Here is a 16,170-nt window from a genome sequence, read left to right on the forward strand (position 1 = left end):
GGCGGCTGCAACCTTTGCAGCCGCCGTTGTTACTTTCGCGAAGCCCCCGCGGGGCCGCCTCTTTCCTGCTCCCACACTTTTTCCCATTCCGCATGAAGTATTTTTTTCCGGCCCTGGCCCTGGCTGCCGGCCTGCTGGCCGCGCCGGCGGCCTACGCGCAGCAGGCCCCGGCTTCGAAACCGGCCGCCAAGCCTGCCGCCAAAACGGTGTTCCCCTACGCCATCGAGCAAAAGCAGCTGGCCAACGGCCTGAACGTGGTAACCGTGCCGTTTGACTCGCCGGGCTTGGCCTCGTTTTTCCTGGTGGTGCGGGCCGGCTCCCGCGACGAGGTGGAGCCCGGGCATACCGGCTTTGCCCACTTCTTTGAGCACGTGATGTTCCGGGGCACCGAGAAGTACAACAAGGACCAGTACAACGAGGTACTCAAGAGCCTGGGCGCGTCGGCCAACGCGAATACCTCCCTCGACCGCACCGTGTATCACATGACCGGCAACGCTACCATGCTGGAGAAGATGTTTGAGGTGGAAGCCGACCGGTTCCAGCACCTCAAGTACCCTGAGCACGACTTCAAGGCCGAGGCCGGGGCCGTGAAGGGCGAGTACACCAAGAACTCGGCTTCGCTCTACACCCAGCTCAACGAAAAGGTGGCCGACGCTGCCTTCGACAAGCACACCTACGAGCACACCACCATGGGCTTCTTCAAGGACGTGGTGGACATGCCCAACCAGTACCAGTACTCCCTGTCGTTTTTCGACCGGTTCTACCGGCCCGAGTACACCACGCTCCTGGTGGTGGGCGACGTGAAGGCCGAGCAGGTCAACAAGCTGGCCGAGCAGTACTTTGCCCAGTGGAAGCGCGGCTCTTACAAGCCCACTATCACGCCCGAGCCCGAGCAGACCAGCCCGCGTTACGTGCATATCCAGAATGCCAACTTCCCCCCCCTGCTCAGTTTGAGCTACCGCGGCCCGGCCTTCACCGACCAAAACAAGGAGCTGCCGGCGCTGGACATCCTGACCACGATGCTGTTTGCCGACAACTCCCCGCTCTACCAGCAGCTGGTGGTGAAAGAGCAGAAGGTGCGCTTTGTAGGCGGCTCGCCCAACTACACCCGCGACCCCTACCTGATGACCATCCGCGCCTCGGTGGTAAAGGGCGAGGACCTGCCCTACGTGAAAGAGCAGATTACCAAGGCCATCGACCAGATCAAAAACGCGCCCATCGACGCCAGGCGCCTGGCCGATACCAAGTCGGCGCTGAAGTATGACTTTCTGATGGGCCTCGACAGCCCCGACCAGATTGCCAACGCCCTGGCCGAGTTTATCTGGCTGTCGGGCGACCCGCAGAGCCTCAACCGCATGTACGCGCTCTACGACCAGGTAACGCCGGCCGACATTCAGGCCGTGGCCAAGAAATACTTCGTGCCCGAGCACCTCACCGTGGGCACCATCGGGCCCGGCGCAAACGGCGGCGTGCAGTAGTCAGTAGTCAGTAGTCAGTAGTCAGTAGTCAGTAGTCAGTAGTCAGTAGTCAGTAGTCAGTTGTCAGTTGTCAGTTGTCAGTTGTCAGTTGTCAGTTGTCAGTTGTCAGTTGTCAGAACGATACGAACAACTGCCAAGCAGCAACCAAACCCCAGTTCTTTCTCTCTTCGACTTTCTTCTTTACATGAAATATCTATTCTCCCGATTCCTGGTGGCCGCGGCGCTGCTGGGCCCCGTGGGTGCTCTTTCCGCCCAGGCCGCCGACGTGGTGGAGCTGCGCCAGCCGAACTCCGCGAAAGTGGTCGTGAAGCTGCAGTTCCGCAACGGCTCCTCGGCCGACCCCGTGGGCAAGGAAGGCCTGGCCTACCTTACTGCCCAGCTGCTCACCGAAGGCGGCACCAAGGAGCTGACCTCAGCCCAGCTCAAGGACCTGCTCTACCCCACTGCCGCCCGCTACTACGCTTTCACCGACAAGGAAGTCACCACGTTTACGTTCGAGTTTCACAAAGACCACCTCGACAAGTTCTACAACGTGCTGCGGGGCCTGGTGCTGACGCCTTCGTTCACGCAGGAGGACTTCGACCGGCTCAAGAGCAACCAGCTCAACTACGTGGAGCAGGTTATCCGGGCCTCCTCGGACGAGGACTACAGCAAGTTTGCCCTTGAAGACCAGCTGTTCCGCGGCACGCGGTTTCAGCACATGACCCGGGGCACGGCCGCCGGAGTGCGCAGCATCACTTTGGCCGACGTGCGCAAGTTCTACACCTCGGCTTTCGGCAACGACAACCTGACCATTGGACTGGCCGGCAACTACCCCGTTGCCTTTGCCAAGATGCTGCAGACCGACCTGGCCAAGCTGCCCAAAAGCACCGTGAAGGCCATCGTGCCCACGGTGGCGGCGCCCAAAGGCATCCGGGTGGAAATCATCAGCAAGCCCGAAGCCCTGGGCTCGGCGGTGTTTGCCGGCTTCCCGATCCAGACCACCCGCGCCAATGACGATTTTGCCGCGCTGATGGTCGCCAACTCGTTTCTGGGAGAGCACCGCAAAAGCTACGGCACGCTTTACGACAAGATCCGCACGACCCGCTCGATGAACTATGGCGACTACAGCTACATCGAGTGGTATGAGAACGGGGGCTCGAACATGCTGCCCGTGCCCGGCGTCCCGCGCCACGCCAACTACACCAGCATCTGGCTGCGCCCGGTGCAGATTGCCGAGGGCCTGCGCAAGCAGTACCCCACCGAGCTGGGCTCCCTGACCGTAGGTCATGCCCCGTTTGCCCTGCGCCTCGCCGTGCGGGAAATGGACAACATGGTAAAGAACGGCATGAGCCAGCAGGATTTCGACCGCACCCGCACGTTTCTGCGCTCCTACGTGAAGCTCTACGGCACCACGCCCGCCAAGCAGCTCGGCTTTCTGCTCGACTCAAAGTTCTACGGCCGCAAGGACTACCTGCGCGAGCTGGACGGTCAGCTGGCCAAGCTCACCCTGGCCGACGTGAACAAGGCCATCCGCAAGCACTGGCAGACCCAGAACATGTACGTGACCATTATCACCGACGACAGCGAGGCCCAGGCCCTGGCCGACGTGCTGCGCCAGAACACGCCTTCGCCCATGAGCTACGCCAAGGTGGTAAGTGAAGGGCTGCCCAAAGCCGTGGTAGCCGAGGACGCCGAAGTCGCCAATTACAAGCTGAACGTGACGGACGTGAAAATCGTGGACACCAAGGATACGTTCAAGTAAAAGCCAATACTGCCGGTATTGTCATTCTGAGCAGAGCGAAAACCTTATCACGATGAAACGAGTCGTTGCTACGCTAATCGTTCACGCCAGATAAGGTCTTTCGCAGGCTCAGGATGACAGGAAGTAAACGGACTGCTTTCCGCAAACCAAAACCGCCTCCCCGACCGGAGGCGGTTTTTTTGGGTGCCTTGTTAAACGTTCAGGCCGGCCGGCCCTCTATGGGAAGTCTTCCGCAAAAAGCACCCTTAACATCATCCGCTATATGAAAGCCAATCTGTTCAAAACCGCTTCCGTGTTTCTGCTCGTCCTGCTGGCGGGCGTTACGGCCGCCCAGGCCAAAGACGGCCGCCGCAACCACCCCGGCCGGCCCGAGGTGAAAGCCTACTTCCAGCAGAACATCCTGCCCGTAGTGCGGCATCAGCGCCAGAAGCTCGAAGCCCAGCTCTCCGCCGACGACAAGGCCCAGCTGGCCACCTACCGTACCCAGCTCCGGGACCTGCACCAGCGCGGCAAGGCCCTGCGCCAGAGCATCCGCCCCGAAGGCCGCAAGGAAACCGGCCGCCCCAACCTGACCGAAGCGCAGCAGCAGCAGATCCAGCAGCTCCGCTCCGATGCCCGCGGCATTATGCTCAACGTGGCCCAAATGGCCCGCAAGTACGAAGCCAACATCAGCCAGCTGACCCGGGAGGTACAGCCCCAGAAAGCGAAGTGGACCGCCGACATCCAGGCTATTGTCGCCAAAACCAGCACCCCGGAGCAGCAGGGCCAGACCCGGCACCTCAAGCAGCGGCACCACGGGAGCCGGCCTCACAGCGGCATGCGCGGCGGCTTCTTCCGCCCGGCCAGGTTTCTGCTGATGGACCCGAATGCCCCGGTTAAAGCCGATGAAGTTGACGCCAACGGCAGCAGCGTATTTCCGAACCCGGCCAGCGCCGCCAACCAGCTGGAATATTCCGTGAAGAAAGCCGGCCCGGTAACCATCGAGCTGCTCGACAGCCGCGGCAACACCCTGCGGGCCTTGCTGCAGAACGAGCAGCAGGAAAAAGGCACCCACACGATTTATACACCGCTCGGCGACCTGCCCCGCGGCACCTACTTCTACAAAATCACCTCGAAGTCGGGCTCCGAAACCAAGCGTTTCGTGAAAGAGTAGGCGGCTGAACCCACCCCGCAGAAAAGCCCGCCGGCTCCCGGCGGGCTTTTTTGTGGCCAATGCCCGCGCAGATGACGGGCCCGGCGGCCAATAAGCCCGCGCCTCTGCCGTTTAGCGTGCCGGGCTCCGCCCTACCGTTTATCTTTACCCGCGCATGCTACGTCTTCCGCTCTCCTGGTTTCTGGTTCTGGCTTCCACCCTGCTGCTGTCGGCCTGCTGCGGCAGCGTGAGCTGCGAGTGCGGGGACGGCTACGACAACGCCCTATTCTTTCGCTTCAACCTCGATTCTACCTCTACCCGGGGCTTTTCTTCCGCCGACCTGGACACCGTGTACCTGAAGCGCTACGCCATTCCGGTAGCGGGCAGTGCAGCGTCCCGCCCCGACTCGGTGCGCATCATCCGGCCCCGCTCAGCGGCGGCCCAGCCCGTTATCATTAACGTAGGCCAGCCTTTTCTGACCGGCAACCGGCTCGACGCCTACACCTACGACCTGTACCTGGGCAAGAGCTTCCAACTCAGCCAGGCCCGGGCCCGGTACCGCATCGAAGCCGTAAAGCTGCAGGGCGAGCTGGTGGGCAATGGCTGCTGCACCTGCTACCGCAACCGCCGCAAAACCCTGACGCTGACCAGCACCATCAACGGGCAAGCCACCACCCTGCCTTACGATCTGACCGATCCTGCCGGGGAAGACCAGCCGGTATACGTGACCCTGAGCCGCTAAGCCCGGCGTCGGCGCCAAAATCCTGGAAACGAAGCCCGCTTCGGGCCGGCTAAAGAGCGCCCTGTTCCGTATAGAAGCTACCCGGACCGACCTCTGCCTTTCCGGGTTGCAGCAGCGCTATTATGAGTAAAACATCATCGGCCCGGCCCGCGTCCCAGGGCTTCCCCTTCAAGACTACGCTCAGCCTGGAACCCCTTATTGCCTACTGGCAAAGCCGGGAAAACGACCCTAACCCCGGCGTAGCGTCGCTGGCCCGAACCATTGCCGAACAAGTAGCGCAGTCGGCCTGCGTACGCGGTCCCATTACGGAGATGGAGGTCATGGACGGTGATCAGTGCAGCAACGTCGTAGCCACGCTGATGATGGCGGCCTTTCCGCCAGCCTCCTTCGACCGCGACATCAGCGGGGCCGTGTCGCCCTTCCAGCGCTACAGCTTCTACCAGACGCCCCGGTTTAAGGAAGTTATCCTGGGCGCCAACAACATCATCAAGCAGCCCCTGAACGTCGACGCCCGCACCCTGGACCGCTACCTGGCCCACCGGGCTTCGCTGCTGATTCTGGAAAAGATCTACGACGTGAAGATGCCCGAGCAGGGCACCTTCATCCTCACCGTGCCCGACTACAGCATCGGGCTTTACCGCCACTACAGCCTGAGCTACGACTCCACCTTCCTGGACGTGCGGGTAGTGGGCGAAAAGCCCAAGCTGACGGCCGAAGACGTAGAGCACCTCAAGCACAACCTGCACCGCTCCGAGCTGTGGCGGGAGCTGCTGCCGGCCCGCTTTTTCGAGCTGGAGGGCTTTCAGATCATGCACCTGGTCGACGTGACCGAGCAGGAGATCTTGTCGGAGCTGAAGTACGACCTGCTGGAGCGCGACGTGCTGCAGGCCTCCGACCGGCTGGAGCAGATTCAGGAAAAGCTGCGCGTGCTCTTCGGGCGCCCGTCGCTACAGCTCGGCATTGCCGCCTACGACGAAAAGAAAAAGGCCTTTGTCGACTTCGGCCGCAAAATCAACCACTCCTTTCTGACCAAGCAGCTGCAGAACCAGGACGCCGGCAGCGGCTTCCGGCAGATCTACGCCCGCCTGCTGCAGGACCGTCAGCCGCTGGTGCTGGAAGACGTCGAAAAGGCCGACATCCCGGAGGATTTGCGCGAGCAGATTCTGGGCATTGGCATCCGCAGCGCCATCCTGGCTTTGCTGCCCTACGGCGACGACACGGTGGGCTTGCTGGAGCTGGGCTCGCCCAACGTGGGCGACCTCGACGAGTTCTGCCTCGATAAAGTCGACCAGTTTCTACCCTTGTTTGCGGTGGCCGTGAAGCGCAACGCCGAGGAAATCCAGACCCGGGTGCAGGCCATCATCAAGGAGAAGTTCACGGCCATTCATCCCACCATGGAATGGCGCTTCACCGACGCGGCCCTGAACCTGCTGGAGAAGGTTGAGTCGGGCAACAAAAACGCCGAAATGGAGGACATCGTGTTTCACGACGTGTACCCCCTGCATGGCTCCTCGGACATCCGCGGCTCCAGCGTGGCCCGCAACGACGCCATCCAAGGCGACCTGATCGAGCACCTGAGTCTGGCGAACAAGGTGCTGAAAAAGGCGTCGGAATTTCAGCAGCTGCCCATCCTGGACGAGCTGAAGTTCTACGTCAACAAAAACCTGCGCCGCCTGCGCCAGGGCATCCTGACCGGCGACGAAGTCAGCATCTTTGAGTCGCTCAAGACCGAGGTGGAGCCCATGTTCGAGTACCTGGCCCAGAACACGCCCGAGCTGCGGCCGGTCATTGCCAACTACTGGTTGAACATCGACCCCGAGCTGGGCATCCTCTACAAGCGTCGCCGGGCGTTCGAGCAGAGCGTCACCACGCTCAACGACGCCGTCAGCGACTATCTGGACGAGGAAGAGCAGAAAGCCCAGCAGATGTTTCCGCACTACTACCAGCGGTTCAAGACCGACGGCGTGGAGCACAACATCTACGTGGGCGCGTCGCTGGTCGAGAACAAGCCCTTTGACCTGGTTTTTCTGAAAAACCTGCGTTTGTGGCAGCTGCTGGCCACGGTGGAGATTACGCGGCGCACCGCTGCCCTCCGCGACCAGCTGCCGGTCCCGCTCGAAACCACCCAGCTGATCTTGGTGCACGGCCAGCCCCTGAGCATCCGCTTCCGGCAGGACGAGCGGCAGTTCGACGTGGACGGCGCCTACAACATCCGCTACGAAATCATCAAGAAGCGCATCGATAAAGCCACCGTGCAGGGTACCGGGGAGCGGCTCACCCAGCCCGGCCTGATTGCCGTGGTGTACGCCCAGCCCCGCGAAGCCGCCGAGTACATGGACTACATCGACTACCTGCAGGACCGCAACCTGCTGGAGCCCGACGTGGAAGAACTGGAGCTGGAAGAGCTGCAGGGCGTGAAAGGCCTGCTGGCGCTGCGGGTGAAAGTGAAGCTGTAATGCGGCTTGAATGTTTTGACTGTCACTCTGGCTATTACCTCAGCCTCCTGTCCTTGCCGTACGCTTTGAAAGGCAAAAGCCCCGACGTACCCACACGCCGGGGCTTCTGCTTTCCTGCAACCTGTTTGCGCGGTCTGCATTCCCCACTCATCCGCCCGGCCACATCCCCTCCCGGCGACTACTAGACTTGGTCCTTCCGGCGCCACCAGAACCGCAGCGCGACCCGCAGCAGAATCAGCCAGAGCAGACCGGCCGCAAAGCCCGCCAGCACGTCGGTGGCGTAGTGTACGTGCAGGTAGATGCGGGTGAGGCCGATGAGCAGGGCAAAAACAACCAGCAGCGCGGCCCAGACCGGGTGGCGGCCGTGGCGCCAGAGCAGCCAGGCCAGGCAGCCGTAGAGCGCCATTCCCAACATGGCGTGGCCGCTGGGAAAGCTCATGCCCAGCTGCTTGATAAGGGCCGTGCCGGGGCGCAGGCGGTGAAAGTGGGACTTGAGCAGAGCATTGAGAATGGCCGCGCCGGTGAGGGCCAGAAAAACCTCCAGGGCCTCGCGCCGCCGCTTCTGCCAAACCATCAACCCCGGCAGCAGGATGCCGACCACCACGAAATAAGGCGCTGATCCGAAAAAGGTAATGCCCAGCACGACGCGCGTAAGGCCCGGCACCCGGGCCCGGAGGTCGTCCAGCAGCTGAAAAGCGGCCAGGTCGAGCGCATCGGAGTGCTGCACGAACACGACGCGGGTAAGCCAGAAAAAAGTGGTGAAGGCCAGCACAAATAAGGCCAGGAGCACGATTACCTCCGCGGTAAGCAACTCAAGCAGGCGTAGCAGTCTTTTCATACGGCAGATACATTTCCGCAAAAACGCAGGCGCCGCCGCTTCGTTGGCCTCCCGGCGTATGAAAAGCCGTAAAAACAAAAAAGCCGGCCCCGAAGGACCAGCTTTATCGTTGTGCGCTCGGAGAGACTCGAACTCTCACACCTTGCGGAACTGCCGCCTGAAGACAGCGCGTCTACCAATTTCGCCACAAGCGCAGCTTAGCGCCAAAAGCGTGCCTCCCAACCGGAGGTGTCTTTTGACGATGTAAAGATACTGGGCGGAATCCGGTTTTGTCAACCTTTCGTCCGAAAAAACTTGAAATAAATTCCTTTCAGAGCTTACAAAGGCTGTTTTTCAAGGACTTGCGCCCCCGGCTTCACCCGGTTCCGGACGGCTATTTCAATTCGGTTGAGCAGCGGAATGGCAATGACCAGCCACACCAGCCCGCCCAGCAGCCCGGCCAGCACGTCGGAGGCGTAGTGCACCCGCAGGTATACCCGGGTGAGGCCGATGAGCAGAATCAGCGCCGTGAGCAGGAGCGTGAGCGTCCAGCGCAAGGCGGTGGTGCGGGCGTGGGTGTGGACCAGGTAAATCAGCAGGCCATAGAACGAGGCGCTGATCATGGCGTGCCCGCTCGGAAAGCTCAGCCCCGACGCCGACACCAGCGGCAGCAGGGGCCGGGGCCGGTTGTACACGCTTTTCAGAACCAGATTGAGCGTAATGCTGCCCAGGGCCACGACCGGTACCACCAGCGAGTACCAGCGGTGGCGCCGCCGCCGCAGCACATAGGCAATAAGCGCCAGCGCCGCCACCGTTATAAAGTTGCGGGAAGCCAGAAACGTAACGGCCCGCACCCAGCCCTGGGCATTTTCCCCGAGCACCCGGTGCGCCCAGTCGAACGCCCAGGCGTCGAAGGACGCCACGTCCTGGTCGAGCACCTCGCGGCCAATGACCAGAAAAGCCACGATGCCCACCAGCCCCACGGCCAAAGTCAGCGTGAACTCGGCGGCAAACAAAGCCAGGCTGGCCAGCAAACGACGCAGGTACGTATTCATGTGCCATCCCGTACGCTTTCGCTTGACCGGATGTTGGCCCCTTTTCCTTTCCCGAAACTGCTTTCTCCCATTCGCAGCATCCGGCGGGCAGCCTGCCCCGGTGTTCCTTTAGCCAGGCCGGCCGGCAAACGGGTAGTGGAATTTTCGCAGAAAACCACAACCCCGGCGGTCCATCCCCGTCAAACACTCCTGACACCTCCGCGCCTTTCTCCCATATCAGTACCCTTCCCCATGTCCCTTCCCGACGCCGGCTTCGACCGGGTTGCGCCCGTTTATGATCTGCTGGCCCGGCTGGTATTTGGGCGGGCTCTGCAGCAGGCGCAGCAGGCGGCCCTGCGGGGTCTGCCGGAGGGGGAGCCGCGGGTATTGATTATCGGGGGCGGCTCGGGCTGGATTATCGGGGAAGTGCTCCGGCTGCGCCCCCAGGCCAGCATTCTTTACCTCGAAGCGTCGCCAGCCATGCTGACCCGGTCGCGGCAGGTCGTAGCCGGCCTCACGCCCGAGGCGGGGCGGCAGGTGGAGCTGCGCCTGGGCACCGAAGACTTTCTGAAGGCCGAAGAAACGTTCGACGCCGTGCTGACTTTCTTTTTCCTGGATCTGTTCGAGCCCCTGCGGCTGGGTCATATCCTGCGCCGCCTGCATCGGGCGCTGCGGCCCGGGGCCGCGTGGCTGCTGGCCGACTTCTGCCCGCCCAAGCGGTTCTGGCAGAAAGGGCTTTTGACGATGATGTACCGCTTTTTCCGCCTGACGACCGGCATTAGCGGGCATGCCATTCCGGATTTGCGGGCCGAGCTGACCCGACTTGGGCTCAGCGCCGGGCCGGCCGAGCAGTTCTACGGCGGACTCGTAGCCGGCAGCATATTCCGCATGGCCCCGCGCACCATTCCGGCCCCGGTTGCCGAACCGGCCTGATTTCCCCGGCCGCCGCAAGCGCAGGTCACTGGATGCGTTTCGCGCTGCCCGCTCCGGTGGCCGTGAGGTGCCGCCGCCTGGAATAGAGTGCTTTTTCCCGGCGGCAGACTGCTTTAGCTGCGCCGGCCGCCTACCTTTAGCCTTTCGTCTTCTCCCGCCCTATCATCTGCTGCCCTCTATGCGGAATTCCGCCTTTGCCTTCCTGCTTTCCCTGCTGCTGCCCCTGGTCACGCTGGCCCAGGCCCCGGTTCAGTACCTGCTGCGCTTTCCGAATGCCCTGCACCACGAGGCTCAGATAACCGTCGTGTTCCCGGAGCTGCCTGCCGGCGCGCTTTCGGTGCGGATGGCCCGCTCCTCGCCCGGGCGCTACGCCCTGCACGAGTTTGCCAAGAATGTGTACGCCGTACAGGCCACCGATTCCAAAGGCAAGACCCTGAGCATCAGCCGGCCTGACCCCTACGGCTGGGACGTGGCCGGGCACGACGGCACCGTGCGCTTCAGCTACACGCTCTACGCCGACCGCATCGACGGTACCTATGCCGGCATCGACGCCCAGCACGCCCACCTGAACATTCCGGCTACCCTGGCCTACGCCCGGGGCCTGGAGCAACGCCCGGCGGCGGTGCGTTTTGAGCTACCGACCGGCTGGAAGGTGTCGACCCAGCTCCAGCCCGACGTAGCCGGCATTACCTGGACCGCGCCTCACCTGCAGTACCTGATGGATAGCCCCGTTTCTCTAGGCAACCACGCCCGGCGCACCTGGCAGCAGGAAGGCCGCACCATCGAGTTTGACCTGCTCCACGACGGCACCGAAGCTGAGTTCGACCAGTTTGCCAAGCAGGCCCAGGCCGTCACCCGCGAGGCTTCGGCCGTGTTCGGGGAGCTGCCGGCCTTCGACTTCGGGCGCTACACCTTTATTGCCAACTATCTGCCCCAGGCCAGTAGTGACGGCATGGAACACCGCAACTCCACCAGCCTCACCTCCTCGCAGCCCCTGCGCACGGGCGCGATGCGCAACATGGGCACGGTGTCGCACGAATTTTTCCACGCCTGGAACGTGGAGCGCATCCGCCCCCGCGACCTGGAGCCTTTCGATTTCGAGCGGGCCAACATGAGCAACAGCCTATGGCTGGCCGAGGGCTTTACCCAGTATTACGGGGGGCTAATCATGCGCCGGGCCGGCTTACTAACCGACGAGCAGTACAGCCAGAGTGCGCTGAGCGGTCTGGTGAATGCCCTGCTCAACTCGCCCGGCGCCAAGCAGTACTCCCCGGTGGAAATGAGTCAGCAGGCCCCCTTCGTGGATGCCGCCGCTTCCATCGACCCCGGCAACCGCGCCAACACTTACCTGTCGTACTACGAAATCGGCGGCGCCAACGCCCTGGCCCTGGACCTCGAGCTGCGCCAGAATCACAAGACCACGCTTGATGTCTTTATGCAAGCCATGTGGCTGCAGCACGGCAAGCCCCAGGCGAACTTCGCTCCCGCCGCGCCCTACACCCTGGCCGACGTCCAGCGCGTCCTGGGCCAGGTGGCGAAGGATACCGCCTTTGCGGGCACGTTCTTCCGCCGCCACCTGCTGGGTCACCAGCTTCCTGACTTTGAGAAGCTACTGGCTCCGGCCGGGCTGCTGGTACGCCGGACTAACGCCGGCAAAGCCAGCCTGGGCCCGGTTCAGCTTACGTTTGCCGACAGCACCATCACCCTGGGCAGCAACACGCTGGTGGGCACCCCGCTTTACGTAGCCGGTCTCGACCGGGAAGACAAGATCCTGAGCCTGGACGGACAGAAGCTGCGCAGCCGGGCCGAGCTGGCCGAGCTGCTGGGCCGCCACAAGCCCGGCGACGTCATCCGCGTCGAGTACCACTCCCGCACCCTGCCCCGCACGGCCCAGGTTACCCTCTACGAGGATCCGAGCCTGGAAGTGGTTTCCTATGAAAAAGCCGGCCGCCCGGTAACCAAAAAAATGCAGCAGTTCCGCACCGCCTGGCTCGGCAGCAAGTGGAAGTCGAAGTAGGGTAAAAGCGCCCTGGCAGCTAACAGCTAAAAGCCATCAGCCTGATTATATGACCCCACGGCTGCTGCTGATCTACGCTATTATTCTGATTGACGTCGTGGTGGGCTCGGCTATCGGGCCGGTGATGCCGGACTTTGTGCGCGGTCTGCCCCGGCCTCAGCTGTGGCTGTCCCTGGGCACGGCGCTGTTTCTGGGTGTGCAGCTGTTTTCAGCTCCGGTCCTGGGCCGCTTGTCCGACGGGTACGGGCGCCGGCCCATTCTGATCTTGTCGGCCGTGGGTACGCTGGTGGCCAATACCCTGCTGCTGCCGGTGCGGGCGGGGCTGTTCTTTACCAACCGCGTCAGCGACGGGCTCACCAATGGCATGTACGCCACCGTCCGCTCAGCCATTACCGACCTCTCGCGCAAAGACGAGCTGTTCAAGAACCTGGGCCTCGAGGGCGCCATCATTTCCCTGGGCTTCGTGCTGGGGCCCATGGCCGCCGGCCTGCTGCTTACGGTCCTCGACGTGCCCGCCGACCGGCAGGTGCGCTACGTGGTAGGGCTGGCGGTGGGCTTGTCGGCTCTGAACGTCGGGTTGAGCTTGCTGCTGCGCGAAACCCACCGGCAGCGCAACGGGGTGCGCGGGGCCGAGCTGCGGGCCGAGCTGGCCTTGGCCCTGAACCCGCTTACGCTCTGGCACCGCCTGCAGGCCAGGGACACGCCAGGCCGGGGAATCCGGCCGGTGGTGCTGATGCAGCTGGCCCTCACGCTCAGCACGGGCTACTACTTCTACTTCGTGCCCTTTGCCAGCCTGGGCGAGCTTAAGCTGAGTGCCCGCGAAATAGCCTACTTCTTCATGTACTTCGGGGGCCTGAGCATCGTGCTCAACTACGGCTTCTACACGTACCTGGCCGACCGCCTCAACCAGCGCCAGGCCATTTTCTGGCTCGCGCTGCTCGGCGTACCGGCCCTGGCCGGCTACGGCCTGATCGGCACATCACGCGTGGCCCTCTACGTGCTGGTGACCATCGACTGCCTCACGCTTTCACTTATTCAGGGGCTGCTGGAAGGTTTGCTGGCCCAGCGCACCACCGATGAGGACCGGGGCGAACTGTTCGGCCTGAACCAGGCGCTGCAGGGGCTGGCCAGCTTCGCCACGACGCTTGTGTTCGGGGCGTTGTCGGTGCTGGACCTGCGGCTGCCCTGGGCCTGGTTTACCGTTTGCCTGGCGGCCGTAGCCTGGCAGGCCCGCCCGGGCCGGCAAGCGGCGCTGTCCGAATCAAACCAGGAATAGCCGGACCAGGGTCCAGAACACCAGACCGATGCTGCCCAGAACCAGGATCAGGCGCCCGTGCTTCCGGTCTTCGGGGCCGGAGGCGTACACCCGCTTGCCGTTGGGCAACTGCTTTTTATGCGTGTACAGGTGCCAGCCGATGAAAATTCCGACTATCCCGCCCAGCACCGCCGACACGTAGCCAAAGAACACCCACCCCGGCCGGCTCGGCTCGGACTGAGACAGCTCGGCCAGGCGGCGGCTGCGCAGCAACGACAGCTGCCCGGAGCTTACGTCCTGCCCCCGCTCCCGCAGCAGGTGGCGGGCCAGGTTCACATCGAGGGCGCTCCACTCGTCGGGCGCCACCAGGATATTGAACAGCTCTTCGTCGCTGAAGCTGTACAGATAATGGTCGGGGGCCACATTGGGTAGCTGCTCCTGACTGGCCTCGTCCTCCAGCTGCCGGGCCGTTTCAAAGTCGACGGCCCGCAGCTTTACGTTGAAGTAGGTGCTGGTGGGATTGACTGCAAAAGCCGGGTCGAAGAAAGGCTTTTCCAGCTCGGTCTCAAACGCCAGCCCGTGGGTACGGAACAGCTCCAGCAGGTCGTGGGCGGCCTCGGGGGTGGAAAACTGGCGGTAGGTGAGCAGGTCGGACATGGACGGCGCGGCGGGGAAAAGCCGAAAGTATACATTTGGGGGCGGGCTTTGGCCCGGCGGCCCAGCCAAAGGCCGGTAATTTTGTATCTTGGGAAGACCAACCCCGGTGTAGCCCTTATCTTTTTCCCGATGCTTCGCTTCTTTATCGGTCTGCTGACATTCTCCGGACTGACTCTGCCCGCCACCGCACAGTCGGCGGCGCCCGGCCGGCCGGCCCCCCGGGTCTCCTACAGCCTGCAGGCCGGCACCTGGCTGACCAGCGGCTACGGCGGCGCTTCTTACCTGAGCCCCACGGCCTCCTACCGGCTGACCAGTCGCTTCACCGCCTTTGGCGGACTTACCTACCTGCGGCAGTTCCCGGGGGCAGCCCTCAGCGCATCAGAAGGTCGCGTACTCGCTCAGCCCGGTCTGAACCGGCTGCTGGTGCAGGCCGGCGGGCAGTACGCCGTGTCGCCCCGCCTGGCACTGACCGGTACGGCCTGGAAAGACCTCACGCCGTCTGCCCCGGGGCTGCGGGTGAACCCGTACGCCGGCTTTTCCTCGCCGGGCTCGGGATTCAGCATGCGGGCCGACTACCTGATTTCCGAGCATTTTTCCGTATCGGGCGGCATCCGCTACAGCTCGGGCTATTCGGCTCCCGGCTACGTGAATCCGAACACGACGTTTTTCGGCACGCCCGCCTTCCAGGACCACACCCTGCCGGTTCGCTAACCTCATCTGCCGCTCCCGGCTGCTTTCAGCGCAGCAGTGAGCGTTACCCGGCGCCGGAATGCCGCCCGCCGCCTTTTCCTCCCGCTACTCTGCATGCCCGCCCGCATCACCTTCGTTCGCAACGAGACCCTAAAGACCATCCGCCCGGGCTACCCCGGCAACAAGAAGTTCGGGGCGCAGTTTGCCAACGGCGAAACGCTGTTCACGCCCCGGTTTGCCGACGTTTTCCGCTGGAAGGTGTTGAGCTCGAATCCGCAGAAGGAAGAAAAGAAGGCAGACGCCTGGGTGCCCGAAGTAGTGCCCTGCGCCGAGGCCTTTTTGTCGACGGACGATATGCTTGTGTGGCTGGGGCACTCAACCTTTCTGTTGCGGGCCGCGGGCACCACGCTGCTGTTCGACCCGCTGCTGTTCGACTCGCCCTTCCTGCGGCGGCGCCACCCCCTGCCCTGCCGCCCCGAGGACGTGCGCGGCATCGACTTTCTGCTGATTTCCCACGGGCACCGCGACCATCTGGATGAGAAGTCGGTAGCGCAGGTGGCGATGCGCAACGCCCGGATGCAGATTCTGGCCCCGCTAGGCATGACCCCACTGCTCAACGACATGGCCCCGGGCATCGGCGTGCAGGAAGCCGGCTGGTGGCAGCAGTTCGACCTGGGCCCCGAAGCAGCCATCGACATTTACTACCTGCCCGCCATGCACTGGCACCGTCGCGGCGCTACTGACCTGAACAAGGTGCTCTGGGGCTCTTTTCTGATCCGGGCTAACGATAAGCTTATCTACTTCGCCGGCGACACGGCCTGGGGCCCGCACTTCGAGCAGATCGAGCAGCAGTTCGGGCCGCTCGACATCGTGCTGATGCCCATCGGAGCGTACAAGCCGCCGTTTATGATGCAGCTCAGCCACGTGAACCCCCACGAAGCGGCCAAAGCCTGCAACGTGCTGCGGGCCGGCCACCTCGTGCCCATGCACCATGGCACGTTTGATCTGTCGGACGAGCCGGCCTCGGAACCTTTGCGCACCCTGCAGGACGTGGCCCACGGGCAGATGCTGCGCGGCGACCTGCACACCCCCGCCGTAGGCGAAATCATGTGCTGGCGGGAATGGGAATAATTTAGCTGTTAGCTTTTGGCTGATGGCTGTTAGCTTTGATGTTCCGTTCCGGCTGTTTTTCCCCGAGATTCAGCCGGACATGAC

12 protein-coding genes, 1 tRNA gene and 1 pseudogene are annotated in these 16,170 nt (G+C 63.0%); 10 read left to right on the top strand and 4 right to left on the bottom strand.

What is annotated here, in order from left to right:
- Positions 1–92 precede the first annotated feature (92 nt).
- The 5 genes from LJY25_RS16865 to LJY25_RS16885 all read left to right on the top strand — a co-directional run bounded on the left by LJY25_RS16865 (position 93) and on the right by LJY25_RS16885 (position 7,552).
- A complete protein-coding gene (locus LJY25_RS16865; protein WP_227609631.1) occupies positions 93–1,478 on the top strand; it encodes a M16 family metallopeptidase in 1,386 nt (461 codons plus the stop codon).
- A gap of 184 nt (positions 1,479–1,662) precedes the next feature.
- Positions 1,663–3,222 (top strand): M16 family metallopeptidase, encoded by a 1,560-nt coding sequence (locus tag LJY25_RS16870; RefSeq protein ID WP_227609632.1) that lies wholly within the window; start codon positions 1,663–1,665, stop codon positions 3,220–3,222.
- A gap of 262 nt (positions 3,223–3,484) precedes the next feature.
- A complete protein-coding gene (locus LJY25_RS16875; RefSeq protein WP_227609633.1) occupies positions 3,485–4,375 on the top strand; it encodes a T9SS type A sorting domain-containing protein in 891 nt (296 codons plus the stop codon).
- A gap of 154 nt (positions 4,376–4,529) precedes the next feature.
- Positions 4,530–5,096, top strand: coding sequence for a hypothetical protein (locus LJY25_RS16880; protein ID WP_227609634.1), 567 nt, complete (start codon positions 4,530–4,532; stop codon positions 5,094–5,096).
- Positions 5,097–5,218: 122 nt separating this feature from the next.
- Positions 5,219–7,552: a GAF domain-containing protein gene (locus LJY25_RS16885; RefSeq protein ID WP_227609635.1), complete on the top strand. Its 2,334-nt coding sequence runs from the start codon at positions 5,219–5,221 to the stop codon at positions 7,550–7,552.
- A gap of 181 nt (positions 7,553–7,733) precedes the next feature.
- On the opposite strand, the gene LJY25_RS16890 is transcribed toward LJY25_RS16885, so the two are convergent.
- The 3 genes from LJY25_RS16890 to LJY25_RS16900 all read right to left on the bottom strand — a co-directional run bounded on the left by LJY25_RS16890 (position 7,734) and on the right by LJY25_RS16900 (position 9,424).
- Entirely contained in the window at positions 7,734–8,390 is a 657-nt protein-coding gene (locus LJY25_RS16890) for a phosphatase PAP2 family protein (RefSeq protein ID WP_227609636.1), read from the bottom strand.
- 112 nt (positions 8,391–8,502) lie between these two features.
- Positions 8,503–8,584: transfer RNA gene (locus LJY25_RS16895), tRNA-Leu, on the bottom strand.
- 123 nt (positions 8,585–8,707) lie between these two features.
- Entirely contained in the window at positions 8,708–9,424 is a 717-nt protein-coding gene (locus tag LJY25_RS16900) for a phosphatase PAP2 family protein (protein ID WP_227609637.1), read from the bottom strand.
- Positions 9,425–9,655: 231 nt separating this feature from the next.
- Here LJY25_RS16900 and LJY25_RS16905 point away from each other — a divergent pair, with 231 nt between their 5' ends.
- The 3 genes and pseudogenes from LJY25_RS16905 to LJY25_RS16915 form a co-directional block, all read left to right on the top strand.
- Complete coding sequence (locus LJY25_RS16905) at positions 9,656–10,336, top strand: class I SAM-dependent methyltransferase (protein ID WP_227609638.1); 681 nt, start codon at positions 9,656–9,658, stop codon at positions 10,334–10,336.
- 178 nt (positions 10,337–10,514) lie between these two features.
- Positions 10,515–12,353 (top strand): M61 family metallopeptidase, encoded by a 1,839-nt coding sequence (locus tag LJY25_RS16910; protein ID WP_227609639.1) that lies wholly within the window; start codon positions 10,515–10,517, stop codon positions 12,351–12,353.
- Between the two features lie 124 nt (positions 12,354–12,477).
- Positions 12,478–13,431, top strand: a pseudogene (locus LJY25_RS16915) (MFS transporter); the annotation flags it as partial.
- 183 nt (positions 13,432–13,614) lie between these two features.
- On the opposite strand, the gene LJY25_RS16920 reads toward LJY25_RS16915, so the two are convergent.
- Positions 13,615–14,265: a hypothetical protein gene (locus LJY25_RS16920; protein ID WP_227609641.1), complete on the bottom strand. Its 651-nt coding sequence runs from the start codon at positions 14,263–14,265 to the stop codon at positions 13,615–13,617.
- A 129-nt stretch (positions 14,266–14,394) separates the two neighbouring features.
- Between LJY25_RS16920 and LJY25_RS16925 the strand changes: the two genes are divergently transcribed.
- Both LJY25_RS16925 and LJY25_RS16930 read left to right on the top strand, forming a co-directional pair.
- Entirely contained in the window at positions 14,395–14,976 is a 582-nt protein-coding gene (locus LJY25_RS16925; protein WP_227609642.1) for a porin family protein, read from the top strand.
- A gap of 93 nt (positions 14,977–15,069) precedes the next feature.
- Positions 15,070–16,086: an MBL fold metallo-hydrolase gene (locus LJY25_RS16930; RefSeq protein WP_227609643.1), complete on the top strand. Its 1,017-nt coding sequence runs from the start codon at positions 15,070–15,072 to the stop codon at positions 16,084–16,086.
- Positions 16,087–16,170: the final 84 nt, after the last annotated feature.

This window comes from Hymenobacter translucens (assembly GCF_020685205.1).
GTDB lineage: Bacteria > Bacteroidota > Bacteroidia > Cytophagales > Hymenobacteraceae > Hymenobacter > Hymenobacter translucens.